A 24,882-nucleotide genomic window follows, 5' to 3' on the forward strand; every position below is an offset into this window, starting at 1 on the left:
TCTATAATAACCAGTCACCATTCGAGTGTCAATTCTTTTTTTAAGAAAAAAATCGTGTATAGTGTCGTCTTCCCCACTATACACGATTTTGTATCGTATTTACATCATGCTTCTGATGCGACTTGACGATATTTTTTCTTCCATGCGATCCGGAAGTACGCCCATAGTAATGCAAAACATCCGGCAGCCACAAACACTAAATAGGTTGTCGCCGTCTGCAAGTACTGCGCACCATCTGCCGATAGAATTTCTTTATATCCGGCAACCGTATACGTCATTGGAAGCAAGGCATTGAATGGTTGCAATGCTCTTGGAATCAATTCAAGCGGGAACGTCCCGGCTGACGTCGTCAATTGTAAAATCAACAAGACGATCGCCACGAAACGTCCAGGGTTTCCGAGTGTTGTCACGAGCAACTGTACGATAAAGAGGAACGTGATGCTCGTCAACCAGCTGAAACCGAAGAATTTCAATGGTTCGCTCACTTCAAGACCGAGCAGTTGCACCATAGCCACATCGAGAATCAAGGCTTGCAAGAATCCGACGACCATGAGGACACCAGATTTCGACAATACCCACGATAGACTACGTTTCGGGCGCCCTGCTGGATCGTATAATGGATAAACGATCGAGAGAAGGAGTGCCCCAACGAAAAGTCCGAGTGACATAAAGTACGGAGCAAATCCAGTACCGTAGTTTGGCACCTCGTGAATCGAGTTGTCGACGAGCGACACTGGACCGGCCATCATCTCGACGTTGTCATCTGTTAGACCGATGTCTGCGTCTTTCGCACCTTTTACCAAGGCGTCACGAAGTTCATCGCTACCTGATGCGAGCTCTTTCATTCCGTCAGCGAGTTCACCGCTACCGTCTGAAAGTTCTTGTCCACCATTCGCGAGCTGATTCGCGCCATCCGTTAGCTTGCTCGTTCCGGCTCCGGCACCCTTCGCACCTTCGGCCAGTTCACGGCTTCCTGACTGCAGCTTTTGACCACCGTCCGCTAATTGATTCGCACCATTCACCAATTCATTCGTACCGGTGCTTGCGCTCTTCGCTCCATCCGCAAGCTTTTCGCTACCCTCAGACAACTGTCCAGTCGCGTCTACAAGCTTGTCACTTCCAGCGGCGAGCTCAGTTGTCCCATCTTGAAGTTGTGTCGCGCCTTGATTGAGCTTCGCACTCGCTGACACAAGTTCTTGGGAACGATCGGCCGCCGTTTGCGTACCTTGCTCGATTTGACTTGAACCACTTGCCAATGCGTTCGCACCTTCGGCCAATTTCGTTTGACCGGTACTCAATTCAGAAAGTCCAGTCGATAGTTTGTCTGCACCTGTACCTGCCTGATCAAGACCTGCGCCAAGTGCGACCTGTCCTTCTTTCACTTTTGTCGCGCCAGCGGATAGTTGATCAAACCCGGCCGCCGTCTCTTGCTTCCCTTCGCTCAGTTGTGCCGCAATGGCTTGAAGCATTTCAGGTGATGCCGATTGACCCGACTCAGCGAGCGCTGTCAATTGTCCAATCAACTCATCTTGTTTCGCAGTCAATTCAGACTTCATTTGTCCGATTCCATTGACCACGTCTGTTTGACCCGCAACAAGTGCCGCGTTTCCGTCCTTCGCCTGAGTCAACGCTCCTGAGAGTTTTGTGGCACCATCCTGTAATGCAGATGCCCCCTCTTTCGAGCGCTCGATGCCGGCAGCAAGGTCTTGAACACCTTGGTTCAACGTCTTCGCACCTGTGTGCAGCTCATCTAGTTTAGATGCGAACGCTCCTGTTCCGTCAACGAGTTGGCTCGTCCCGCCTTGTAATGCAGAAGCGCCCTCGCTGACACGATGGACCCCGTCCGAAAGTGAGGCTGAGCCCTCGTATACTTGTTGACTGCCATCCGCGAGTGCAGATGAGCCGTCGGCCAATTGCGAAACACCATCACGTAATTGACTTGCTCCATTCGCCAGTTCCCGTTGTTTCGAAGCGAGAAGCTTCGTCCCATCCGCGAGTTCTGATGAACCATCGGCCAACTGAGTCATCCCATCGTTTAATTGGCTTGCTCCATCCGCGAGCTCACGTTGTTTCGAAGCGAGAAGCTTCGTCCCGTCCGCCAACTTGACGGCACCGTCTTTTGCTGACGTTGAGCCGTCCGCAAGTGTCGCTGCACCATCTGCGGCCTCACCAAGTCCGTCTGCCACATCATTCAATCCGTCTTTCAACGCACTGACATACTGTTTCGAGACTTCGGTCGACAGTTCCGCTTTGACTTGTTCCATCGCGGAACCACCGATTTGTGCGGCTAAGAAGTTATACGATTCATTTGCGATATACTTCAGTTCGAGTTGCTCCGGATGTTCATCTAAAGCAGTCGTCGCTTTTTCTGAAAAGTTTTCTGGAATCTCGATCGCCATGTAGTAGTCATGGTCTTTCAGTCCAGATTCCGCTTCTTTCTTCGTCGTTTCGACGAACTCGAACGCCTCCGAATCCAGCAGCTTATCAATGAGGTCATCTCCAATTGCAAGCGACTCCCCTTCAAACGTTGCCCCTTTGTCTTCATTGACGATGGCGACCGGCAAATCTTTCATCTGTCCATACGGATCCCAAAAAGCCCATAAGAACATACCGGCGTACATTAACGGTACGAGTGCGACCGCAAGAATCGGAACCAACACACGTGGGTTCTTGAAGATACTTCGCCACTCCGCCGTCCACAGTTTCCATCCATTCATTTTTCTCTCCACCTTCACTTATAAAACATAACTATTTTTTCATGTTCCCTATTTTGCTCCCTTCCTCGAAAAAAAGCAACTCTTTTAGTTATTTTTTATAAATTTTTTAAACAGAAAAAAAGCCATGAACGAAAATGTTCATGGCTCGTCTCATTACAAGACCTCTATGGTTACGAGTAGAAGCTAATTGGTATACGAAGGATTACCCGCGCTTGGCTCCGCGTCCACCGCGTTTTGAGTCTGTTTGACGTTTCAACGTCGAAAGACGCTCGTCGCTATCTTTCAAGAACTTACTCATCAATGTATCGAATGTTTCTGGTTCACGACGTTGTTCACGACGACCGCCACCACGTGGGCCGCCACCGCGTGGACCGCCGCCACCGCGTGGACCACCTTGACCTGGGCCACCTGGACGTGGGCCACGAGAGAAACGCTCACCAGCTGGACGCTCAGGACGCTCAGGACGTTCGCTTACAGGACGGTCGACTGCTTTCTTGATGGACAACCCGATTTTCCCATCATTTTCGACGTTCAACACTTTTACCGTGACTTCTTGACCGACTGTCAACACTTCGTTAATGTCTTTGACGTAAGAGTCTGCCACTTCACTGATGTGTACTAATCCTGTCTTGCCATTTGGGAGCTCGACGAACGCTCCGAAATGCGTAATCCCTGTAACCTTACCTTGTACCTTGCTTCCTACTTCAATTGACATAAAATAATGTACTCCTTTTTTGATTGATTCTTTCTAATTATACGAGTCGTTTCCCTAACGGTCAACGAACCGACTTATTCCTCTGGCGAGAAGTAGAAAATAATCTCTCCATCTTTAGAGAAAAGCAGTTCGTTTCGTGCTAAGTTCGCGATATAATCTTCATCCTGTAACCGTTCCACTTGCTCTTTCAACTCATCCTGTTCGGCCTGCTGTTCACGCAACTCCACTTTTGCTTGTGCGTAGGCTTGTTGCTGGTCCGATACGTACCCTACTTTCGAGAAGTAACTCTGTCCAATCAACACCATGACAAATAAAAACAGGAGAGAGGCTGCCGCCAAACGACGTCGAAGATGAACTCGTCGGCGATGTGTATCTTTTTCTAGCTGTTCTCTACGCTCATCTAGCGCTCGAATGCGTCGTTGTCGATCCATCGGATTACGTCCGTTCATCGCCTCATCCCCCTCCTCTTAATACATTAAGTATACTTTTTTTTATGAGTTGATACTACCGTCCATCTTCTCTTCTTTAAGTAAACGATACATTTCTTTCGCATCTTCTTTACGTGCATGTTCTGCGATTGAATCGATGACGACCGTGACGAGTTTATTTCCGAAGCGAATTTGTAATTCATCTCCGACTTTGACTTCTGTGCTCGCCTTCGCGACTTGCCCATTCAGTTGGATTCGTCCTTGGTCCGCCACTTCTTTTGCCAACGTGCGACGCTTGATTAGACGTGACACTTTTAAAAACTTATCTAGTCTCATAAACCTTTCTCCTTTGCCTCGTTCCAAAGCGCATCCATCTGTTCGAGTGTCATCTGGTGAAGGTCACCGTTCGCTTCCACATACTCGAATCGACGTTTGAACTTTCGGTTCGTCTGTTCTAATGCTTGCTCGGCATTCAGCCCAACGTATCGCGCGATGTTCACGATGGAGAACAATACGTCCCCAAGTTCCGATTCATCACTTAGGTCTTCATGCCATTCTTTTAACTCTTCTTCCAGTTTTTCGAAGGCACCGGATACGTCATCCCACTCAAATCCGACGTGAGCCGCTTTCTTTTGAAGTTGCTCCGCTCGCATCAATGAAGGTTGGTCGACGAGAACACCATCGAGTTGCGATTGTTTCTTTTCCCCTTTTTCCGTCTGTTTAATCGCATTCCAGTTTTTCACCACGTCAGAGGTATCTTCGACGGTGACATCGCCAAAGACGTGTGGATGGCGGCGCACCATCTTCTCACTGATGGAACCGATTACGTCACGAATATCGAAATAGCCCTCATCTTCTCCGATTTGAGCATGCAACATCACTTGGAGCAAGACGTCACCGAGTTCTTCGATGATGGCATCATCGTCTTCTGCATTGATTGCTTCAATCAACTCATACGCCTCTTCTAATAGGTACTTGCGAAGTGACGCATGCGTCTGTTTACGATCCCACGGGCACCCGTCTGGTCCTCGAAGCGTTGCGATGATTTGTTTGAGTGTCGCAAAATCCTTCGCCAAATACGATTCATCCACGAGCGGTGGAACGTAGAGGGTCGTCAAGTTATTCACTTCCGCCATCCGGTCCATTTCGAATAACGGAATGTGCTCAATCCGTTCTTGCGTCGTACCGGCAGCCGTCACAAGGGTGACGGGATGGTCGTCCGGATACCGTTCCATCAATTGCACTTTGACGTCACCCGCCACGAATCCATCGTACACTTGCCCGATAAGCACATGTTGGGTCACCTGCAAACGTTCAAGGTCGAGTGCGGTCGCATCGAGCAGTTGAAATCCATTGATTGGGTCGATCCGGAGCGCCTGGAACATGGCATCGAGGAAACTTTGACCACCGAGTACATGAAGGTCGGCACCGCGTTCCACTAATAGTTCGACGGTCCGTTCCGCTACGAACGGGTGGCCCGGTACGGCGTATGTGATCGCCATTTCTTCACTTTTACTCAACAACGTCTCGACAATTTGGTCATAAACTTCTTCAAACGTATCACTCGATTCATAGACCGAATCAAATGATTCGAACACGAGTCCTTCCGCTTCTAACTCTTGAACGACAGGATGTTCTTTTGTGCGCAACCAGACGAGCGGTTGTTGTTTTAAATGGCGGTACACACCGAGCGGCAATTGATTCAACTCACCAGACCCGAGTCCGACCACCGTGATTGTATAACCCATATTAGTTCTCCTTTTTCTCGAGCACATCGAGCAGACGACTTCCGAACGGGATCAGTTCCCATTCCGCAAGTGACAGCATTCGCGTACTCCATAATCTCCATATATAAAGGACGGCACCGCTACACACCATTCCGATTAACCAACCGAACGCAGTGATTCGCGAATCGACCCACATCTGACCTAGCCAGTTTAACACGCCAATGAGGAACAGCATCGGTACGAGGGCTTTCCATAGTGATTTATAATGTTTCGATCGAAATGATCCGAGCGGAATCGAACGGTCAAGCGCCCGAAAATTATAGAATGCCATCGCTAAAAATCCAATCGACGTCCCGATTGCCGCGCCTTCGATTCCGTAACTCGGGACAAGCCATGCGTTTACCATACTTTTCACTAAAATTGCGACGACCATACTTCGTGCCGCGACCCACTCTCGGTCAATCGCCTGCAAACAAGTCATACTCGCAATCGCCAAGGAGGCAGCAAACGTACTCGTCGCTAAGAAGACAAGGGCTCGCGTCCCGGACTCGTCTTCAAACAAGGCCACGTTCAAGAAAAACATGACTCCCATCAACCCGATGGTCGCTGCACCAGCAATCGCCGTCGTCACACGAATCATCGAACGGAGTCCCTGTGTCGTCTTTTGGAGATGCCCTGCCCGATAGTGACGGACGAGCGTCGGCACGTTGGCCATCCCGATGGTCGTGGTGAACAAAATGGCGAATTGCACGAGCGGATATCCTCGATCGAACACTCCTTTGCTCACCTTCGCCTCATATGTGCCACCCATCAAATTGACGATGGTGAAGGAGTCGACCAGTTGCATCCATAAAATCCCGAGTGATGCGAATCCGACCGCGAAACCCGTCGTCAACAAGAGTTTCATTCCTCTCCGAAACGTGACGCGGCGCACCCTCACAATCCGCACTCCTCGTGCGCGATAAACTAAAAAGGCAATCGCCACAAGCCCACCGATGAGCGTCGCACCATACGCATATTGACTGAGCGTATATGCATCTTTTCCGAGACGGACCCCAATCCATAATAGGGACAGCATGACCGTCACGCGGACAAAGTTCTCGAGCACTTGCGACCATGCGCTCGGTCGTAAGTCATCTCTCGATTGAAAAGCCCCGCGCAACACGGCTGACGCCGGCATGAGTAAATAACTCAAACTGATCACGCGAAGTGCAGGAGCTAGCTGCTCATCTCCAAGCCATTTCGCTAGGGTCGGGGCAAACAGCCATACCGTGACGACAAGCATGGACGAGAGTAGAAGTAAGGCGTAAAAGCTTCCCCATAAGACTTCTAACTTACGATTCGTCCCTTTCGCACCGACGCCGATTTTCGCAATGACGACCGGCATCGCATAAATGCCGAGTGACGCCACGATGGCCGCGAACGGATAGACGGTTTGATAGGCATAAAGTCCGAAGTCCCCCGCCAAGTTTTGATAGGGGACACGATAGGCGAAGCTGATCAGTTTCGATACGTAGCCGGCAAGGGCGAACAGAACGACGCCTTGCGCAAACTTACTTGGCGACCGCATCGCCCACCAACCGCTTCATCAGTTCTTCTAATACAGTATCGGCATCATTCAAGAGCTCTGTTAGCGGCATCCGACCGCTGAGTGACAGTTTCAAGGCGCCGTCTTCTTGCCCTACGCCAAGCTTACGACCAAGAGGCATCGACCACTCCATGAAGGACGGGACATCCAGAGCCATCGTCGATTCTTTCGATAAGACAATTTCGATACGTCCTGGCGTCTGCTTGATTCGACTCACTTTTGCCAGTTCTCCATAAATACGCAGACGTGTCAATTGAATGAGCAACGCGACCGGTTCCGGGAATTCGCCAAATCGTTCAATCAGTTCATCTTGAAGGGCGAACAACGCGTTCGGCGTATCTACATATTTGAAGCGTTTGTACATCTCAATCTTCAATTCGCTATCTGACAAGTAGTCATCAGGGATATACGCATCGGCCTGGAAAGTGATCTCCGGTTTGAAGACGACTTGTTTCGCTTGTCCACGCATGCGGTCTTTCCGTTCCTCAATGGCTTCAGAGAGCATTTGTGAGTACAGATCGAAACCGACCGAATCGATGAATCCAGACTGTTGTGCACCGAGTAAGTTCCCGGCCCCACGAATCGACAAGTCGCGCATCGCAATCTTAAAACCACTGCCGAGCTCTGTGAACTCTTTGATGGCCTGAAGACGACTTTCTGCCACTTCCGTCAAGCGCTTGTCTTTCCGATACGTAAAGTACGCATAGGCGATGCGATTCGAACGTCCGACACGACCTCGGAGTTGGTAGAGCTGGGACAGTCCCATTTTGTCGGCATCGTGGACGATGAGGGTGTTGACGTTTGGAATGTCGATTCCCGTCTCGATGATTGTCGTTGAGACTAAAATATCCGCCTCGCCCTCTAGGAAGCTGATTAACTGGCTCTCGAGCTCACTTTCAGTCATACGTCCATGGGCCGTAGCAATTCGTGCATCCGGCAATAAGGCCCGGATCTCTTCCGCTTTCCGTTCGATCCCTTCGACACGGTTATAGAGGAAGAACGCCTGTCCTCCGCGAGCGAGTTCACGTTCGAGCGCTTCACGCAAGACGATGCCGTCGTATTCCATGACGTATGTTTGGACAGGATAACGATTCTCTGGCGGTGTCTCCAATACGGACAAGTCACGGATTCCGATCATCGACATATGCAATGTCCGTGGAATCGGTGTCGCCGTCAACGTGAGGACGTCGATGTTCGTCTTCAACTGTTTCAGACGCTCTTTATGTTTGACGCCGAACCGTTGTTCTTCATCGATGATGACGAGACCGAGGTTGGCGAACGTCACGTCTTTGGACAACACGCGGTGTGTCCCGACGACGATGTCAATGGTACCTTCTTTCAAACCTTTCTTCGTCGCCGTCATTTCACTCTTCGAACGGAAACGACTCATGACCGATACGTTGATCGGGAATTCGCTGAACCGCTCGAGCATCGTTTCATAATGCTGTTGGGCGAGGACGGTCGTCGGGACAAGAAAGGCCACTTGTTTACCGGCGAGCACGGCTTTGAACGCCGCCCGAATTGCCACTTCCGTTTTTCCGTATCCGACATCTCCACACAAAAGGCGATCCATCGGACGGGAGCGTTCCATATCCGCTTTGATTTCTGCAATCGAACGGACCTGGTCTTCTGTCTCGGCGTACGGGAAAGAGGATTCGAACTGACCCATTTCTTCATCGTCCGGAGGGAACGCGAAACCGACCGAGGCCTCTCGTGCCGCGTACAATTTAATGAGCTCATCAGCAATGTCTTCAACCGATTTGGCAACTTTCGATTTTACTTTCTTCCACTCGGTGCCGCCGAGTTTATAAATCTTTGGCTCTTTTCCTTCGGCACCGACATATTTTTGGACGAGATCGATTTGGTCGACCGGCACGTAGAGGGCGTCGTCCCCTGCATAGACGAGGTGCAGGTAATCCTGATGGATTCCACCGACCTCGATTGTTTTAATGCCAAGGTACTTCCCGATTCCGTGGTGCACGTGGACGACATAATCGTTCGGTTTCAGCTCTTGGTAACTCTTGATTCGTTCGGCGTTCGTCAAATTCTTCGTCTGACGTTTTCGTTTCGTCACACGCTTGAACAACTCTTCTTCCGATATGACAACGAGACGGCTCGTCGACAGTTCGAATCCCCCTTCGATTTGACCGATGATGACCGAGACACGTCTCGGTTCTAACTCTCCATCGACATTGGTGAAGGTCGAGGCGATTCCATAGTCGGAAAGAAGCGCTTCAATCTTATCTGCACGCGACTTATCTCCCGCAAGTACGACGATTCGTTGATCACCTTGCTGCCATCGTTCGACTTCCTGCTTCAATAGATGCATCTGACCGTGGAACGCCGGTAGCGGACGACAGCTCAAATGGACCGTATCGCTCTCCGGAATGCCCGAACGACGAGACGGAAGCAAGGAGAACGCGACTTGCTTCAAGTCGCGGAAGACTTTATGCATCGGGACGGCGAGCGTGTAATTGCTGACAGCCTCCCCTTTTTCGATAAGTGAGGAGAACCATTCCGCCTCTTCACGATCCTGTACGTCCGCAGCGTCCTCGATTCGTGCCACCTCATCTAAAATGAGGACGGCGTCTTTCCCAACGTAGTCAAGGAGTGTGGACGTATAGAGCAATGGCGAATACTTCCCAACTTTCTCCGGAAGGTCTCCACGCTCAAGCCGCTCGATGTCTGTCATGACTCCTTCTTCAAGGGCTTGACGGATCACTTCATTCCCAATCAACTCGACGGTTCGGTCGTACTGCTTCCGAAGCGTACCGCCCGCCTGCTTCAGCTGATTCTCCGTTGCGATGAACTCGGTCGCAGGCGTAATGCACACTTCCCCCACTACACCAAGCGAGCGTTGCGTTTCCGCGTCAAACGTGAAAATTGAGTCAATCTCGGTGTCGAACAGGTCGATTCGATATGGGCGCGCTTCTGTAAGCGGATAAACATCTAGAATACTCCCTCGTACGGAAAATTCACCAGGTGTCGTCACCGTTGCCGTTCGTTCATAGCCCATGCCCGTCAATTGTTTCGAAAAATCCGCTAAATCGAGGTCACTTCCTGGCTTCAACATGATGCGACTGTCTTGCCACGCTTCCGGACTTGGTACATAGCGTCGTAATCCACCAAGCGGCACGACAACAACGCCTCCTGTTTGGTCGAGGAGACGAGTACGGGCATCAATTCGGGCGGCTAACAGTTCCGGACTAGACGTCAGTGACAGTTCACCTGCTAGCGTCTCATCGATCGGATACAACAACGTTTTGTCCGGACCGATGAGTGATTCAAGTTGATCGAACATCTTTTGGGCTTGATACATGTTATGCGTCACGACAATAAGACGTCTCGAGGACGATTTCACGAGTCCAGCCAAGACGAGCGCTTTTGCGCTTGTCGTCAAACCCGTCACCAATTGACGGTCTACTTTTTGGAGTCGCTCTCGAATCACATTCGTTTCAGGGAGCGCCACCATAAATCTCTCTAAAGCATTCATTTGTTTTCCTCCAACTCATACGACAAAAAAGGGTACAATGACCCTTTAGTTGTATCGATTCATCAGCGCCAGCCAATCTGTATCCACAAAATCAGTGGCTGCGGTTACGGCGTTGTCGAGTGTTTCATTTAATTCTGGTAACTCGTCTTTACGATAGTTCATCAACACCCAGTCGACGACTTTAATCGGGTGCGGGGGACGACCGATTCCGAGCTTCAATCGTTTAAATTCAGCCGTTCCCAAGTGTTGAATGAGAGATTTAATCCCATTATGACCACCTGCGCTCCCTTTCGGACGGAAACGAAGTTTGCCAGGCACCATATCCAAATCGTCATAAATGACTAATAAATCATCAATTTCAATTTTATAATAATCTAAAATGGGACGGACGGCTTCACCCGACAAGTTCATATACGTGAGTGGTTTGACAAGTACAACGCGTTCACCATTGATTCTTCCCGTTCCCATAAGGGCATTAAACTTCGCTTCATTCAGCGAGATGCCATGCTTTTCGGCGAGACGGTCAATTGCTAAAAAACCGACATTGTGCCGCGTCATCTCAAACTTTTTCCCGGGATTCCCAAGACCGACGATGCATTTCATATCATTTCCTCCTGAACAAAAAAGCCCAAAGGCGAATGCCTCCGGGCCTCGTTTTTTAATCGAATAGGGTACTGACCGATTTATGCTCGTGTACGCGCATAATCGCTTCCCCAAGCAAATGGGCGACCGACATTTGCTTGATCTTGCTCGAGCAAGGACGACCCGTCAAATCGATGGTATTTAAGACGACCAACTCTTTGATTGATGAATTGTCGATACGTTCCATCGCTGGACCAGAAAGGACTGGGTGTGTACAAGACGCATACACTTCTTTCGCACCCGCTTCGACGATAGCATCTGCCGCAAGTGTGATCGTTCCAGCTGTATCGATGATGTCGTCGATCAAAATCGCCGTTTTCCCTTCGACACTGCCGACGATATTCATGACTTCAGCGACGTTCGCTTTCGGACGACGCTTGTCAATGATAGCAATCGGCGCTTTCAAACGTTCTGCCAATTTACGTGCACGTGTCACGCCACCGTGGTCTGGAGAAACGACCACGATATCTTTCGCTTGAAACTCTTCTGTTTCAAAGTAAGTCGAGATGAGCGGTACACCAAGTAATTGGTCAACCGGAATATTGAAGAATCCTTGAATTTGCGCTGCATGCAAATCCATCGTGATGACGCGTGTCGCACCCGCTACTGTAAGAAGGTCAGCGACAAGTTTCGCCGTGATCGGTTCACGCGAGCGTGCTTTACGGTCTTGACGTGCGTACCCATAATACGGCATCACGATGTTGATCGTACGGACAGAAGCACGTTTGAGTGCATCAATCATGACGAGCAATTCCATGAGCGTTTCGTTTACAGGCGAGCTTGTTGATTGGATGACATACACATCATCTCCACGAACACTTTCCTCGATGTTGATATAGAGTTCACCGTCGCTGAAACGTTTGACTTGGCAATCGCTGAGCGGGACACCAATTTCTTTCGCGATTTCTTCAGCAAGCGGGCGGTTCGAGTTTAAGCTAAATAGACGAATTTCTCGTTCGTATACAGTAGACATGTTTAGGATTCTCCTCCGTTGTTTTCCATAATGATTGGCAGCAAGTTATCGTTTTGTGTAGCCTTCTTTATTCGTTTGGCGTTCGCGTGCAATCGCTAGCGCCTCTTCTGGTACATCACTCGTAATCGTCGATCCAGCAGCGACAATCGCGCCTTTCCCGACTTTTACAGGGGCAATCAAGTTGACGTTACAGCCAACGAATGCATCGTCTTCCACGACTGTCTCGAACTTGTTCTTACCGTCATAGTTCACTGTGATTGATCCACAGCCTAAGTTGACGCGCTCACCGATTGACGCATCCCCGATATAGCTCAGGTGTGACGCTTTCGCACCGTCACCGAACGTCGATTTTTTAATCTCTACAAAGTTGCCGACGCGCGTGTTCGCACCGAGGACAGCTTGTTGACGTAAGTGAGCGAACGGTCCGACTTGAGCCGCCTCACCGATTCGGCTATCAGTCACGACAGACTGGCGTACGACGGCATGGTCTTCAATCACACTGTTGCGGATGTCCGAGTTTGGTCCGATGACACATTCTGAGCCAATCGTCGTCTTGCCAAGAATGACCGTTCCCGGATAAATGACCGTATCCGATCCGATGACCACGTCTGGTGAAATGTACGTCGATGCCGGGTCCATGAAGGTAACCCCTTCACGCATGAGACGCTCATTTGTCCGCTTGCGCATGATGGCTTCCGCTTGCGACAAGGCGACGCGGTCATTGACCCCAATCGTCTCATCAAACGTCGGTGCTGTATGCGCCGCAACCACTTCGCCCGCTTCTTTTGCGATTGAAATGACGTCAGGTAAGTAATATTCGCCCTGTGCATTGTTGTTACCGACTTGTTTGAGCGCATCGAACAACAATTCGTTATCGAATACGTACGTCCCTGTGTTGATTTCATTGATGGCAAGTTCTGCTTCTGAAGCATCTTTATGTTCCACGACTTTCGTCACATTCCCATCTTCACCACGAACGACTCGACCATATCCGGTCGCATCGTCAGCAATCGCAGTCAACACCGTGACTTTTGCTTGTTGCGCTTCGTGATGCGCGAGAAGGGCTTCTAACGTTTCTGCCGTGAGTAACGGTGTATCTCCACAGACGACAAGCGTCGCCCCTGATTTACCCGCAAGTTCTGCTTCAGCCATCTGAACAGCATGTCCTGTTCCAAGCTGCTCTTCCTGGACCGCATACTCTACCCGTGTGCCGAGCGTGTCTTGTACCGCTTCCGCCCCATGGCCAACGATTACGATTTGACGACTGACACCGATTTGGTCTAACTGATCGACAACATGTTCGACCATTGGTTTCCCTAGAACCGGATGAAGTACTTTATATAACTTCGACTTCATTCGCGTCCCTTTTCCTGCTGCCAAAATGACTGCAAAACGCTCCATGCTTGATTCGCTCCTATCTCACAACAGCTGTGATTGGTCTGTATAGTTCGGCTTTTCTGCAACTAAATCCTATTTACACCGTTTCTACTATATCGAAACCATGCCTTCGTTTCAATAGTTGTACCGTTCCTTAACCATTGAAACGCAAAAAAACAGCGGTAGGCAACCTAACCGCTGTTTTCTGTCATTCATGTGTACCGTATGACACATGTTGTGGGTCAAGGATTTCCACATCCATATTGGAATAGGTTTCCAATACAGCCGCTTCGACCTTTTGTCGCATCTCCCCGTTAATCGGATGCGCAATATCCCGAAAAATCCCTTCTGGTGTCCGTTTGCTCGGCATGGCGACAAATAGACCGCTACTTCCTTCGATGATTCGAAGATCGTGTACAACGAATTCATGGTCAAGTGTGATTGAGGCCAACGCTTTCATTCTGCCTTCTGTCGCGACTTTGCGAATTTTTACGTCTGTGATCTGCATGTTTCGCATCCCCTTTTTCATCGTTGTCTACGCCATGGTGTGGTCTTCTGTAAGGTTCAGTTGGTTTCAAACGAACGTCATGACTCCATATTGATAACTCTATACCCTCTAATCATAAAACGAAATCAAAATTTTGCCAATCACTTTAAGAATTGTTCCACATTCCCCCGCGAAATGGTGACCAGCCCTTCATCAGGATCGACATTCGTCAATTTCATCAAGCTGACGTATTCACTCACCATCTTTTTCTCGGCCCCTTCGGCCTCCATCAAGACACCGACACCCGCAAGATTGGCTTCAAATTCATTCAAGAGGCTCATCATCCCACGAATCGTCCCGCCGGCCTTCATGAAATCATCAATCAAAAGCACATTCGCACCACGTGGCAGACTGCGACGTGCAAGCGCCATCGTACGAATCGCTTTCGATGAACCTGATACATAGTTGATGCTGACCGTCGAACCTTCTGTGACACGGCTATCTGAACGCACAATCACAAACGGAACGCCCAACTGTTCAGCGACCGCATAGGCAAGGGGAATCCCTTTCGTCGCAATCGTCATGACCACATCGACTTTCCGGTCGGCGAAGACGGACGCAAAAACCTGCCCCATCGGTTTCACTTGGCTTGGATTACCTAGTACATCTGTGAGGTAGAGATAGCCTCCTGGTAAGAGACGCTCCGGTTTTGATAGTTGCTCACAGAGCGTATCAATCATCTCTAGCGATTTTTCTTTACTCCATCCTGGGATAAACATGACACCACCGGCTGCACCAGGGACAGTGACCAGTTTTCCAATCCCATCATGGGACAACATTTCACTGACAATGACAAGGTCTTCGCTAATCGACGACTTTGCAGCTTTATAGCGACTTGAAAACATCGACAACGAGACAAGCTGATGCGGATGATCAAGTAAATAACGGGTCATATCGACGAGACGACCACTTCTACGAATTTTCATACGGATTCTCCTTCACATCTTCAATAATAAACGAATGTTCTATTGAAAATATATCACTTTCATTCGTTTTTGTTCAATGTCTTTTGCCGAGAATCCGAACGACGAACACTTCTGGGCAAAATCCTTTCAATCCATTATAGATTCGATGCGCTTTTTGCTCATGTTCGATCAGCGCAAACACGGTCGGTCCGCTTCCACTCATGAGAACACCTTCCGCTCCGCAATGACGCATCGTTTCTTTGATTTGTTTCACTTCCGGGTGAAGCTTAAGTGTCACACTCTCAAGTGAGTTACCAAGGTGTTCACAGATTCCATGGAAATCTTTTTGACGAATCGCCTCTACCATGGCCTCGGTATCAGGGTGATGCACCTCTTCCATACGCACTGCCCGATACACATCTGCCGTCGATACCCCGATTTTCGGTTTACCGAGAACGACATAGCACGGTGGCGGGGCCGGAATCATTTCTAACTGTTCACCACGACCACGGGCGATAGCTGTTCCGCCGATGACACAAAATGAGACGTCCGATCCAATCTCGGCACCGAGCTCTGCTAGCTCCTCTAATGACAAGTTCAATGAAAACAGTTCGTTCATCCCACGGAGCGTTGCCGCCGCATCACTCGAGCCACCTGCAAGGCCAGCTGCCACGGGAATCTGTTTATCGAGCACAATCTCGACCCCTTGCTGAATGTTAAAACGTTCGCGCAACAATTCTGCTGCTCGATACGCCAAATTCCGATGATCATTCGGCACATAGGCGTGTTCTGATTGAATCCGAATCTCATCCGACTCTAAAACTGTCAACTCCAAGCGATCTGCCAAGTCGACTGTCGTCATTACCATTTCTACTTCATGATAGCCGTCCGGACGCTTTCCAAGGACATCAAGTGTCAAATTAATTTTTGCCGGCGCTTTCACACTGATCGTGCGCATCACGTTCACCCTTCCCATTTGTCTCCTGTTCGCCATTGTACCGTAAACGGGCGCACAAAAAAAGAAGCAGCTGCCAATGCATCCGCCCCTCATTTATAAATCAATTACCGAATTCAATTTTAACTGTATCCGTTAGGACATCAGCGTAGCTATACGAGACACGTTCCACATTATGCAGGTCTTCATCCAATTTCACAACGAACACCGCAGGATATGTCTCAACGAGCGTTCCAAACCGAGTAACAACTTTCTTACGACCGCCGTTTGCTTTCAACGTCAATCGTTCACCAACATGCGATTCGAGTTTTTGTCTGATTTCTTGTAACGTCTTTGGCATACGCTTCACCTCACTGTTACAAGTATAGCATAATTGAATATGAAAATAAAGATTAATATTATAACGACTCGTTTTCAGGTCGTCAACTATTTTTAAGTGGTAAAATTGTGTCAGACAAACGTGCGAATTCTTCTAGGCTTAACGTCTCTCCACGACGTTTCGGATCGATTCCAGCCTCGTGAAGCGAACGTTCGAGTTCGACTTTATGTTCTTTCCCGATATAGTTTGTCAAATTGTTCAGGATGGTTTTACGGCGCTGAGCGAAGCTTGCTCGGGCCACATCAAAGAAAAATGCTTCGTCTTTCACTTGTACGGCCGGTTCTTTGCGCATCCGTAGTGTAATGACGGCCGAATCGACGTTCGGCGCTGGGATGAACACGTTTTTCGGCACGATGAAACTGACTTCTGCTTCCGCATAATACTGAATCGCAATCGATAGCGAACCGTATGCTTTCGTGCCTGGTTTTGCTCCAATCCGTTCTGCCACTTCTTTTTGAATCATCATGACGAGCGAGCGGAACTTAACGCCGCTCTCAAGCAAACGCATGATGATTGGTGTCGTGACGTAGTAAGGTAAGTTGGCGACAACCGAAATATCTTCAATACCTTCGTTTAAAAATTCTTGCTCTACGATTTCCCGTAAGTTCAGTTCCAATGCATCTCCATGGATGACTTTCACATGCGGATAAGGCGACATCGTATCATCTAAAATCGGCAAAAGACGTTGGTCGATTTCAAGCGCAACGACTTTTTTGGCACGCTTGGCCGATTGTTCGGTCAATGAGCCGATTCCAGGACCGATTTCAAGGACACCGCTCGCTTCACTCAGTTCCGCTGCTCCGACAATTTTACTCAAGATGTTCAAATCGATTAAAAAGTTTTGACCGAGCGATTTTTTGAATGAAAACCCATGTCGCTCTAAAATCGCTTTCGTTCGTTGGATTGTTGCAATGTCTTTCAACCCTGTTCCTCCTCTAATTGAGCAAGTGCCTGCTCCCACTCTTCAATCGTGACGCCGAGCGCCTCGACCCGTTTTACAAATTGTTTGGCATTCGGCTCACCGATTCGAAGCAACACCCCGAGTCGCTTCCGACGCGTCGCGGCCGCTGCTCCACCGATTAAATCCGCCTCCAACACCATTTTCCGTGTGACGATTGGTTGGTCCGTTTCGACACGCGGTTCAAACACTGCTCCTAAGACACGGCGAAGTGACTCCGGACTCGCATGTTCCACACCGATTTTCCCACGCTTGTCCTTCGCCTCGGCCCGAGGCAAGTGTGCGTGCTTACATCCTTTGACGCGTTCCTCGACAATCGCCCGAATACGATCTCCTGGATAATCTGGGTCCGTCAAAATGATGACCCCGCGCTTCTCCTGAGCACGACGGATTCGTTCAATCGTCTGATCGGATACGGCAGACCCGTTCGTTTCAATCGTATCGACGTCGAACACTTCTTGAAGTCGCGCCGTGTCGTCACGCCCTTCTACGACGATAATTTCTTGTATTTTCTCACGCATTGTCTGATCCTTCTTTCTCTTCTTCCTGCTTTGGAATCACCCAGATGGTGAGTGGTTTACGACCAAACGTTACGGCCTCTTCCTTTTCATCCATCATGATATCGATTTTTTGCCCTTTGATTGCACTTCCTGTATCCAAGGCAATCGCCATACCGATACCCTCGACATATACACGGGTCCCGAGTGGAATGATGGCAGGGTCGACCGCAATGATGCGCATGCCTTCATACAAAATCGTGTCGGTTACATCATATCCGCTTCTTGTCAGCACGCGTCCGTCGTATGTTACCGTGTCTTCCGGGTTGTTCGTATAAGCGGTCGCTTCCACAAGCAATTGTTTCGCAGATGAAAAATCGAGTACGTCATCTGTTTTCGGCGGTTCGGCAATCTCGACTTCAGCTTCCGGAATGAATGGGCTCGATTCATCCGCGGTCGTTGACTCAGGCTCGGTTATCGGTTCTGCGACTTTCTTCGTTCCCACTTTGATAATCTGCGGCATCGTTTTACGCAATGTCTCGACATCTGTTTTCGTACGATTTGTAATTGTACCATTTTCCACAGTAAGTGCATACCTTGTCCGTTCAAGTCCAGGAACCCCGACCTGCACCATTTGCATCACACCTTCTTCGAGCGTATCATCCTCTTCCTCGACCACTTCAAACGGAATCAACTCACTCTCATATTGAACGACATCACGATTCGTATTGACCGTAATCGTCAATCCTTCTCGTATCGGCGTGGAAGGGGCCGGCATGACCGTATCACTTTCCGTCACATCGATGTTCTCTTGCATTAAGAGTTGCTCCACATCCGTAGCCATTGTATAAATCGTCAACGCCTCTTGACCGACAATGAGATTCACGGCCACGACCGGTTGATATCGAATCGTCATCCCATTCGTCACCGGTGTACGGACTGATGGATACACCGTATCTCCGTCTCGTACCGTGACTCCGTATCGCAGTAAGACATCCTCTACAGTCCGCTCGCGCGTCTGCACCGTCTCCGTTTGACCGTAGCCAATCTGAAGTGAGACCTCGTGTGAACGCTCAATCCGGATTAGACGGTCGTCTGGTACATCTTCACTGAGCGCCGGTGTGACATAATCTGATTCATCTAGTGTGATATTTAACTCTTCGAGCACCTCGAGAACCGAGTCGGCTCGTGTCTCATGCTCGATCACCACACCGTCATCGACGATTCGAATCGATTCAGGTTGTAACATCACGTACGCCACAGAAGCCGTCGCAATAATACCGATACTCGCTAATACACGCTTGATCATGGGAGTCGGAACAACTTCTTCGCGTTGACTGTCGTAGCAGCAGCGAGTTCATCGTAAGGCATATCGCGAAGAGTGGCGATTTCTTCGGCTACATATTTGACGTACGCTGGTTCATTTCGTTTTCCACGGAACGGTGTTGGGGTCAAGTACGGGCAGTCCGTCTCGACAAGCAGACGATCCAGTGGCACTTCTTGCGCCACCGCCTTCGGAACTTTCGCATTTTTGAACGTGACCGGTCCTCCTAACGAAATATAGAAGTTCAAGTCTAGGCACCGAGGCAAAAGTTCGACGGACATGCTGTAACTATGGAACACACCGCCGACTTCTTCAGCATGCTCTTCTTCTAAAATATCAAGGACATCTGCCGTTGCTTCTCGGTTATGAATGACAATTGGCATATTCGTTCGCTTGGCAATGGCGATCTGTTGACGGAAGAGGCGCTGTTGCACGTCTTTCGGTGATTTGTCCCAATGATAATCGAGACCGATTTCACCGAGTGCCATGACTTTCGGATGACTCATGAGTGTTTCGATTCGTGCTAAATCCGCATCCGTACAGTCAATCGCATCGACAGGATGCCATCCGACAATGGCATAAATATCTTCATGCGTTTCTGCCAGTTCAATGGCTCGATCGATGGTCGGTGTATCAAATCCAACAACGAGTAGCGGAGAAACGCCCGCTTCTCTCGCTCGCTCAATCGTCTCCTCCACGTCTTCACTGAACTGTTCCGCATTGATGTGCGTATGTGTATCAATTAACATCTTGTTTCCTCCTTAGAAAAAGAGAGGGAGACCGCGGTCTCCCCCATTCCATTATTTGACGATGGCACCGTTCGGCATCTGGTCTGAGACCGTCGCGAGCTCTAGTTTCCCGTCACGATCTGCAGCTAGAATCATCCCTTGCGAGAGTTCTCCACGGAGCTTGACTGGTTTCAAGTTTGCGACAACGATGACTTTCTTGCCAACCAAATCTTCAGGGGCATACCATTCAGCGATACCAGACACGATTTGACGCGTCTCTTTCCCAAGGTCGACTTGAAGTTTCAACAGTTTCTTCGCTTTTTTAATCTTATCGGCTTCGACGATTTGACCGACACGGAATTCGACTTGGTCGAAGACATCAATCGTGATTTCAGGACGAATGTCTTCGTCAGCTTCTTCTACTGATGCCGTCTCCGTCTCTTCAATCCGTGCTTTAGACGCCTGACGCATCATTTCTTGGATTGCATCGACTTCTTCTTTCACATCACGACGTGGGAAAATCGGTGTCCCGTCCGTCACAACTGCGTCACTAAAGTCTGCGAATGTATCCAACGCCTCCCATGACATGTCCTCTCCCTCGAGTCCGAGCTGACGGAACATCTCTTTTGGAGCGCGCGTCATGAATGGTTGAATCATGATGGCAACATGACGAAGTACGCCCGCAAGATGTGTCATGACAGAAGCCAGCTCCTCGCGCTTCGACTCCTCTTTCACGAGAACCCATGGTTGTGTCTCATCGATATATTTATTCGCACGGCTGACGAGTTGCCAAATGTTTGTGAGTGCGACCGAAAACTCCATGTGCTCCATGGCTTCTTCTGTTTTGCGTGTCGTCTCTTTCACCACGTTCAACAATTCTGCATCAAATGCCGTGACATTTCCGTTATATGCCGGAATATTTCCGTCGAAGTACTTTTTAATCATCGCAATGGTGCGATTCAATAAGTTTCCGAGGTCGTTCGCTAAATCAAAGTTCAAGCGGTCAACGAACGCTTCCGGCGTGAACGTGCCATCCGCTCCGAATGGAACTTCACGGAGAAGGTAATAGCGGACCGAGTCGAGGCCGTAACGATCAATCAATGGGATCGGGTCCACGACGTTCCCTTTCGATTTCGACATCTTCCCATCCTTCATGAGCAACCATCCGTGCGCAAATACTTGCTTCGGTAATGGAAGATCAAGCGCCATTAAGAGGGCTGGCCAAATGATCGTATGGAAACGTACGATTTCTTTCCCTACCAAATGAACGTCTGCTGGCCAGTAACGGTTGAAGAGTTCATCGTTGTCTGTGCCGTATCCGAGTGATGAGATATAGTTTGTGAGCGCATCGACCCATACGTACACGACGTGCTTCGGGTTCGATGGAACTTGTACGCCCCAGTCAAATGTCGTACGTGATACAGCCAAATCTTGAAGACCTGGCTTTAAGAAGTTATTGATCATCTCGGTTTTACGAGATTCTGGCAAAATAAAATCAGGATGTGACTCAAAATATTCAATCAAGCGGTCCGCGTATTTACTGAGGCGGAAGAAGTAGCACTCCTCACGAACGAGTTCGACCGGATGTCCACTGTCAGGACTTTTTCCATCGACGAGCTGCGATTCAGTGTAGTATGTCTCATCCGGTACGGAATACCATCCTTCGTACTCACCGAGGTAGATGTCCCCATTTTTAAGTAATGTCTCGAAAACATGCTCGACCACTTGCTTATGGCGGTCCTCTGTCGTACGGATGTAGTCATCGTACGAGATTTCGAGACGGTCCCATAAGACCTTGATCTCTTCCACGACTTCATCCACGAAAGCTTGTGGCGTCACGCCTGCTTCTTTCGCTTTTTCTTGAATCTTTTGACCGTGCTCATCCGTTCCTGTCAAATAACGGACATCAAAACCTTTTAAGCGTTTGTAGCGCGCAATCGCATCACCTGCTACCGTGGTATATGCGTGACCGATGTGCAGTTTTGCACTCGGATAATAAATTGGGGTTGTAATATAAAAAGTCGGCTTCGCCATGATTTATTCTCCATCCTTTCGACATATGCAATTTCCATTATACACGGTTCGACAAAAGAATTTCCAAACCTAATTGTTTGGAATTTTTTTGCGTTTTCTTCGTCATAAATGTTCCAAAAATACCCTTTCTTTGTTTCAAGTTCAAACTTACGGGGAAATTTAGGTATATATCGTTCTTGATTCGACAAATTTCGAAAATTTACTTTTCCAGATAGTAAGCAGTTGACTGCAATTGGAAAGTTTAGTATGCTTTTTGCTGTAGTCACATTGTCGAATTTTGACGATTCATGTCACCACGAGATTTCGACATCATTGGAGGAGGAAACACAAAATGAAATCTACAGGTATTGTACGTAAGGTTGATGAGCTTGGTCGTGTCGTTATTCCAATCGAATTGCGTCGTACACTCGGTATTGCAGAGAAAGATGCTCTCGAGATTTACGTCGACAACGATCAAATCGTTTTGAAAAAATATAAGCCAAACATGACTTGCCAAGTCACAGGCGAAGTATCAGATGATAACTTCAAATTGGCAGACGGCAAACTCATCTTGTCACCAGAAGGTGCACAACGTGTTCTCGTTGAGTTGAAGAACATGCTCGAAAATTATTACAGCGAAGAGTAAGCAAGGATTTCCTTGCTTACTCTTTTTTATGCAATTGATGATACGTATCGTATACATCATTCCGAGACTCGCCGCGGTCTTTCGCAGTCTGTTTGATTGCCGCGTTTGGTTTCAGCCCTTCTTCGATATAGTGAACCACGTGCTCGTATGCAGATAGTGTTTCCCACCATGTTGTCGTAGGTGCCGCCTCTGTCGCTCCACTCACCAAGACGACAAACTCACCACGCACTTCACCCTCACACCATGTCAACGCCTCATCCACAGTTCCTCTCAAAAACTCTTCAAACGTTTTTGTCAGTTCACGACCTAATACGATTTGTCGGTTCCCGAACACTTGTCGAATCGCTGTCAACATCTCTTTCAAACGATGAGGAGCCTCATAAAAAATGACGGTGCCAGGTTCGTATTGAATCGATTTGAGAACCTCAACCCGATCCTTCTTCTTACGCGGCAAGAAACCGTAATAGAGAAAACGTTCAGTTGCAAGACCGGATGCGACGAGTGCCGTAAGTGCTGCATTCGCACCGGGTAAGACGACAACCGGGATGTTTTCCTCAATGGCTAATCGCACGAGATCGCTTCCCGGGTCTGAAATTCCAGGCATACCTGCATCTGAGACAACGGCAATCGATTTCCCGGACAACAGATCGTCAATCAGTCTTGGACCACTCACTTCTTTATTGTGTTCATGATAGCTAATCAATTTTGTCGCAATGTCAAAGTGTCGGCAAAGCTTCATCGTTTGTCGTGTGTCTTCCGCTGCGATTAAGTCTACTTCCTGAAGGGTCCGTACCGCGCGATACGTCATATCCTCCAAGTTCCCAATTGGGGTCGGCACGACATACAACGTCGGTTGTTCAGTTTGATAGCTCTTCTGTGAATTCATTGGTCGTCCCCTCCATCAACTTCTCTTTTTGTGCTCGGGTCAATTGCTTGATGGACCATTCGTATCGCATGGCCTCCCGCTTCGTCTCAAACGATTGTACGTACCGAAGTCGTACAGGGAGACGAGCTTTCGTATATTTCGCACCTTTCCCGGCATTATGTGCAAGGAGTCGCTTTTCCACGTCTGTCGTATAGCCCGTGTAGTACGTTCCATCACCGCATTCCAAGATGTACGCATAATGTTTAGGCATCGAGAATAGCTCGCATCGCTTCTGTATACGTATCGTCTTCTTCATAGACAACAAATGGCGGTAAAATTTTAAGACCTGCTTTTCCATCTTTCGATCCCTCGATTAATAAGGTATTCGCCTCGCGTCCCGCTTTCGGGTAAACGAGTTGCATTCGTTTTGGTTCAATTCGATACGCACGCATCAACGTCAGGATATCAAGTAAACGTTCTGGCCGATGCACGAACGCCACTTTCCCTCCCGGTTTGACGAGTTGACTGGCCGTCCTGATGCAATCTTCCAACGTGCACAGCACTTCATGGCGCGCAATCGTATGATGCTCATTTTGATTTCGGAGTGACGTCTCGTTCGCTAAAAAGTAGGGCGGGTTACATGTGACTACGTCATATCGTGCATGCCCGAGCTGCGCCGCTGCCGTTTTCACATCGCCCTCCACCACTCGAATTCGCTCTTCAAGACGATTGACCGCCATGCTTCGATTCGCCATGTCGACCAGTTTCGATTGAATCTCCACACCTGTTATCGTTCCTTTTGTACGATATGACAAAAAGAGCGGGATTGCCCCGGTGCCAGCACACAAATCGACCAGTTGTCCTTTTTGGATAGGCACCCATACAAACTCTGCAAGCAGTACCGCATCTAATGAAAATGAGAACACATCATCACTTTGAATGATTTTACCTGGACGTCCGAGCAAATCATCAAGGCGTTCTCCATCCTTAACCGTTACCATCGTTTCCTCCTTCTATAAAAGAAAGGCGACGGATAGGGAACCCCTATCTATCGCCCCGTATTAATGTTTATTGAGCATCGACAAACAGAAGAGACAGTCCCCATCTTTTCGTACCTGTCCGTAATGGAGGTTACAAATGTGGAATCCTTCTTGATACAGCGCAGCCAAATTGTTCTGCCCTTTCCCAGACAATGCGATTTGTGAATCACCATTTGTCGTATCAACTTCTGCCAATTGTTCGACTTTTTCGCGTAAGTGATGATTCTCTAGATACATATGCTGGTTCTCTTCAAGCAAATAAGCGAGCTGCTCTTTTAACACGCCTAAATGTTCGGTGAGGAGCTGCATCTGTTGCTCGATCGCATCCACCCGCATCATCACTTCTTTTTTGTCCATTCTTTCCA

24 protein-coding genes are annotated in these 24,882 nt (G+C 48.8%); 1 reads left to right on the forward strand and 23 read right to left on the reverse strand.

The window, feature by feature from the left end:
* Positions 1–104: 104 nt before the first annotated feature.
* From GVY42_RS10515 to metG, 19 genes are all read right to left on the reverse strand, one after another.
* On the reverse strand, positions 105–2,717 hold the full coding sequence (locus GVY42_RS10515) for a YhgE/Pip domain-containing protein (protein WP_159563168.1): 2,613 nt from the start codon (positions 2,715–2,717) through the stop codon (positions 105–107).
* A gap of 202 nt (positions 2,718–2,919) precedes the next feature.
* Positions 2,920–3,432 carry a S1 domain-containing RNA-binding protein gene (locus GVY42_RS10520; protein WP_012727724.1) on the reverse strand — a complete coding sequence of 171 codons (513 nt, stop codon included), beginning with the start codon at positions 3,430–3,432 and terminating at the stop codon, positions 2,920–2,922.
* A 74-nt stretch (positions 3,433–3,506) separates the two neighbouring features.
* Positions 3,507–3,881 carry a septum formation initiator family protein gene (locus tag GVY42_RS10525; protein ID WP_012727725.1) on the reverse strand — a complete coding sequence of 125 codons (375 nt, stop codon included), beginning with the start codon at positions 3,879–3,881 and terminating at the stop codon, positions 3,507–3,509.
* Between the two features lie 42 nt (positions 3,882–3,923).
* Positions 3,924–4,196 carry an RNA-binding S4 domain-containing protein gene (locus GVY42_RS10530; RefSeq protein WP_012727726.1) on the reverse strand — a complete coding sequence of 91 codons (273 nt, stop codon included), beginning with the start codon at positions 4,194–4,196 and terminating at the stop codon, positions 3,924–3,926.
* A complete protein-coding gene (mazG, locus tag GVY42_RS10535; RefSeq protein ID WP_159563169.1) occupies positions 4,193–5,608 on the reverse strand; it encodes a nucleoside triphosphate pyrophosphohydrolase in 1,416 nt (471 codons plus the stop codon). Before mazG ends, GVY42_RS10530 begins: the two co-directional genes overlap by 4 nt.
* 1 nt (position 5,609) lies before the next feature.
* A complete protein-coding gene (locus GVY42_RS10540) occupies positions 5,610–7,157 on the reverse strand; it encodes a polysaccharide biosynthesis protein (RefSeq protein WP_159563170.1) in 1,548 nt (515 codons plus the stop codon).
* Positions 7,141–10,668 carry a transcription-repair coupling factor gene (gene mfd / locus GVY42_RS10545; protein WP_159563171.1) on the reverse strand — a complete coding sequence of 1,176 codons (3,528 nt, stop codon included), beginning with the start codon at positions 10,666–10,668 and terminating at the stop codon, positions 7,141–7,143. Before mfd ends, GVY42_RS10540 begins: the two co-directional genes overlap by 17 nt.
* A gap of 45 nt (positions 10,669–10,713) precedes the next feature.
* A complete protein-coding gene (gene pth / locus GVY42_RS10550) occupies positions 10,714–11,271 on the reverse strand; it encodes an aminoacyl-tRNA hydrolase (RefSeq protein ID WP_012727730.1) in 558 nt (185 codons plus the stop codon).
* A gap of 55 nt (positions 11,272–11,326) precedes the next feature.
* The gene (locus tag GVY42_RS10555) at positions 11,327–12,283 is read right to left on the reverse strand and encodes a ribose-phosphate diphosphokinase (protein ID WP_012727731.1); all 957 of its coding nucleotides are present in this window, start codon (positions 12,281–12,283) and stop codon (positions 11,327–11,329) included.
* A gap of 45 nt (positions 12,284–12,328) precedes the next feature.
* Positions 12,329–13,684 (reverse strand): bifunctional UDP-N-acetylglucosamine diphosphorylase/glucosamine-1-phosphate N-acetyltransferase GlmU, encoded by a 1,356-nt coding sequence (gene glmU / locus GVY42_RS10560; RefSeq protein WP_012727732.1) that lies wholly within the window; start codon positions 13,682–13,684, stop codon positions 12,329–12,331.
* 184 nt (positions 13,685–13,868) lie between these two features.
* Positions 13,869–14,168, reverse strand: a complete 300-nt coding sequence (gene spoVG / locus GVY42_RS10565) for a septation regulator SpoVG (protein WP_012727733.1) — start codon at positions 14,166–14,168, stop codon at positions 13,869–13,871.
* A gap of 140 nt (positions 14,169–14,308) precedes the next feature.
* Positions 14,309–15,133 (reverse strand): pur operon repressor, encoded by an 825-nt coding sequence (gene purR, locus GVY42_RS10570; RefSeq protein WP_012727734.1) that lies wholly within the window; start codon positions 15,131–15,133, stop codon positions 14,309–14,311.
* A 73-nt stretch (positions 15,134–15,206) separates the two neighbouring features.
* Entirely contained in the window at positions 15,207–16,070 is an 864-nt protein-coding gene (gene ispE / locus GVY42_RS10575; protein ID WP_196430277.1) for a 4-(cytidine 5'-diphospho)-2-C-methyl-D-erythritol kinase, read from the reverse strand.
* A gap of 100 nt (positions 16,071–16,170) precedes the next feature.
* Positions 16,171–16,407: a Veg family protein gene (locus GVY42_RS10580; RefSeq protein ID WP_012727736.1), complete on the reverse strand. Its 237-nt coding sequence runs from the start codon at positions 16,405–16,407 to the stop codon at positions 16,171–16,173.
* Positions 16,408–16,489: 82 nt separating this feature from the next.
* Entirely contained in the window at positions 16,490–17,368 is an 879-nt protein-coding gene (rsmA, locus tag GVY42_RS10585; protein WP_159563173.1) for a 16S rRNA (adenine(1518)-N(6)/adenine(1519)-N(6))-dimethyltransferase RsmA, read from the reverse strand.
* Positions 17,365–17,925 carry a ribonuclease M5 gene (rnmV, locus tag GVY42_RS10590; RefSeq protein ID WP_074035294.1) on the reverse strand — a complete coding sequence of 187 codons (561 nt, stop codon included), beginning with the start codon at positions 17,923–17,925 and terminating at the stop codon, positions 17,365–17,367. The genes rsmA and rnmV overlap by 4 nt, the downstream gene beginning before the upstream one ends.
* The gene (locus GVY42_RS10595) at positions 17,918–19,210 is read right to left on the reverse strand and encodes a 3D domain-containing protein (protein WP_159563174.1); all 1,293 of its coding nucleotides are present in this window, start codon (positions 19,208–19,210) and stop codon (positions 17,918–17,920) included. The genes rnmV and GVY42_RS10595 overlap by 8 nt, the downstream gene beginning before the upstream one ends.
* Complete coding sequence (locus GVY42_RS10600) at positions 19,207–19,974, reverse strand: TatD family hydrolase (protein ID WP_159563175.1); 768 nt, start codon at positions 19,972–19,974, stop codon at positions 19,207–19,209. Before GVY42_RS10600 ends, GVY42_RS10595 begins: the two co-directional genes overlap by 4 nt.
* Positions 19,975–20,025: 51 nt before the next feature.
* Positions 20,026–21,987, reverse strand: a complete 1,962-nt coding sequence (gene metG / locus GVY42_RS10605; RefSeq protein ID WP_159563176.1) for a methionine--tRNA ligase — start codon at positions 21,985–21,987, stop codon at positions 20,026–20,028.
* 331 nt (positions 21,988–22,318) lie between these two features.
* Here metG and GVY42_RS10610 point away from each other — a divergent pair, with 331 nt between their 5' ends.
* The gene (locus GVY42_RS10610) at positions 22,319–22,612 is read left to right on the forward strand and encodes an AbrB/MazE/SpoVT family DNA-binding domain-containing protein (RefSeq protein WP_012727742.1); all 294 of its coding nucleotides are present in this window, start codon (positions 22,319–22,321) and stop codon (positions 22,610–22,612) included.
* A 16-nt stretch (positions 22,613–22,628) separates the two neighbouring features.
* Here GVY42_RS10610 and rsmI read toward each other — a convergent pair whose 3' ends face one another.
* The 4 genes from rsmI to yabA are packed head-to-tail and all read right to left on the reverse strand — an operon-like array spanning position 22,629 to position 24,874.
* The gene (rsmI, locus tag GVY42_RS10615; RefSeq protein ID WP_159563177.1) at positions 22,629–23,498 is read right to left on the reverse strand and encodes a 16S rRNA (cytidine(1402)-2'-O)-methyltransferase; all 870 of its coding nucleotides are present in this window, start codon (positions 23,496–23,498) and stop codon (positions 22,629–22,631) included.
* On the reverse strand, positions 23,470–23,748 hold the full coding sequence (locus GVY42_RS10620; protein ID WP_159563178.1) for a GIY-YIG nuclease family protein: 279 nt from the start codon (positions 23,746–23,748) through the stop codon (positions 23,470–23,472). Before GVY42_RS10620 ends, rsmI begins: the two co-directional genes overlap by 29 nt.
* A complete protein-coding gene (locus GVY42_RS10625; protein ID WP_159563179.1) occupies positions 23,741–24,478 on the reverse strand; it encodes a tRNA1(Val) (adenine(37)-N6)-methyltransferase in 738 nt (245 codons plus the stop codon). The genes GVY42_RS10620 and GVY42_RS10625 overlap by 8 nt, the downstream gene beginning before the upstream one ends.
* A gap of 60 nt (positions 24,479–24,538) precedes the next feature.
* On the reverse strand, positions 24,539–24,874 hold the full coding sequence (gene yabA / locus GVY42_RS10630) for a DNA replication initiation control protein YabA (RefSeq protein ID WP_012727746.1): 336 nt from the start codon (positions 24,872–24,874) through the stop codon (positions 24,539–24,541).
* Positions 24,875–24,882: the final 8 nt, after the last annotated feature.

The organism is Exiguobacterium sp. 8A (assembly GCF_902506275.1).
Classification (GTDB): Bacteria; Bacillota; Bacilli; order Exiguobacteriales; family Exiguobacteriaceae; genus Exiguobacterium; species Exiguobacterium profundum.

Bases quoted from the DNA above. Each gene is read 5' to 3' on its own strand.
- rsmI (WP_159563177.1), bottom strand. From the start codon at position 23,498: ATGAATTCACAGAAGAGCTATCAAACTGAACAACCGACGTTGTATGTC.
- GVY42_RS10580 (WP_012727736.1), bottom strand. From the start codon at position 16,407: ATGCCAAAGACGTTACAAGAAATCAGACAAAAACTCGAATCGCATGTT.
- GVY42_RS10525 (WP_012727725.1), bottom strand. From the start codon at position 3,881: ATGAACGGACGTAATCCGATGGATCGACAACGACGCATTCGAGCGCTA.
- GVY42_RS10520 (WP_012727724.1), bottom strand. From the start codon at position 3,432: ATGTCAATTGAAGTAGGAAGCAAGGTACAAGGTAAGGTTACAGGGATT.
- GVY42_RS10625 (WP_159563179.1), bottom strand. From the start codon at position 24,478: ATGGTAACGGTTAAGGATGGAGAACGCCTTGATGATTTGCTCGGACGT.
- GVY42_RS10555 (WP_012727731.1), bottom strand. From the start codon at position 12,283: ATGTCTACTGTATACGAACGAGAAATTCGTCTATTTAGCTTAAACTCG.
- metG (WP_159563176.1), bottom strand. From the start codon at position 21,987: ATGGCGAAGCCGACTTTTTATATTACAACCCCAATTTATTATCCGAGT.
- GVY42_RS10620 (WP_159563178.1), bottom strand. From the start codon at position 23,748: ATGCCTAAACATTATGCGTACATCTTGGAATGCGGTGATGGAACGTAC.
- ispE (WP_196430277.1), bottom strand. From the start codon at position 16,070: ATGCGCACGATCAGTGTGAAAGCGCCGGCAAAAATTAATTTGACACTT.
- GVY42_RS10530 (WP_012727726.1), bottom strand. From the start codon at position 4,196: ATGAGACTAGATAAGTTTTTAAAAGTGTCACGTCTAATCAAGCGTCGC.
- GVY42_RS10610 (WP_012727742.1), top strand. From the start codon at position 22,319: ATGAAATCTACAGGTATTGTACGTAAGGTTGATGAGCTTGGTCGTGTC.
- spoVG (WP_012727733.1), bottom strand. From the start codon at position 14,168: ATGCAGATCACAGACGTAAAAATTCGCAAAGTCGCGACAGAAGGCAGA.
- purR (WP_012727734.1), bottom strand. From the start codon at position 15,133: ATGAAAATTCGTAGAAGTGGTCGTCTCGTCGATATGACCCGTTATTTA.
- glmU (WP_012727732.1), bottom strand. From the start codon at position 13,684: ATGGAGCGTTTTGCAGTCATTTTGGCAGCAGGAAAAGGGACGCGAATG.
- GVY42_RS10595 (WP_159563174.1), bottom strand. From the start codon at position 19,210: ATGATCAAGCGTGTATTAGCGAGTATCGGTATTATTGCGACGGCTTCT.
- mfd (WP_159563171.1), bottom strand. From the start codon at position 10,668: ATGAATGCTTTAGAGAGATTTATGGTGGCGCTCCCTGAAACGAATGTG.
- rnmV (WP_074035294.1), bottom strand. From the start codon at position 17,925: ATGCGTGAGAAAATACAAGAAATTATCGTCGTAGAAGGGCGTGACGAC.
- GVY42_RS10600 (WP_159563175.1), bottom strand. From the start codon at position 19,974: ATGTTAATTGATACACATACGCACATCAATGCGGAACAGTTCAGTGAA.
- GVY42_RS10540 (WP_159563170.1), bottom strand. From the start codon at position 7,157: ATGCGGTCGCCAAGTAAGTTTGCGCAAGGCGTCGTTCTGTTCGCCCTT.
- yabA (WP_012727746.1), bottom strand. From the start codon at position 24,874: ATGGACAAAAAAGAAGTGATGATGCGGGTGGATGCGATCGAGCAACAG.
- mazG (WP_159563169.1), bottom strand. From the start codon at position 5,608: ATGGGTTATACAATCACGGTGGTCGGACTCGGGTCTGGTGAGTTGAAT.
- GVY42_RS10515 (WP_159563168.1), bottom strand. From the start codon at position 2,717: ATGAATGGATGGAAACTGTGGACGGCGGAGTGGCGAAGTATCTTCAAG.
- pth (WP_012727730.1), bottom strand. From the start codon at position 11,271: ATGAAATGCATCGTCGGTCTTGGGAATCCCGGGAAAAAGTTTGAGATG.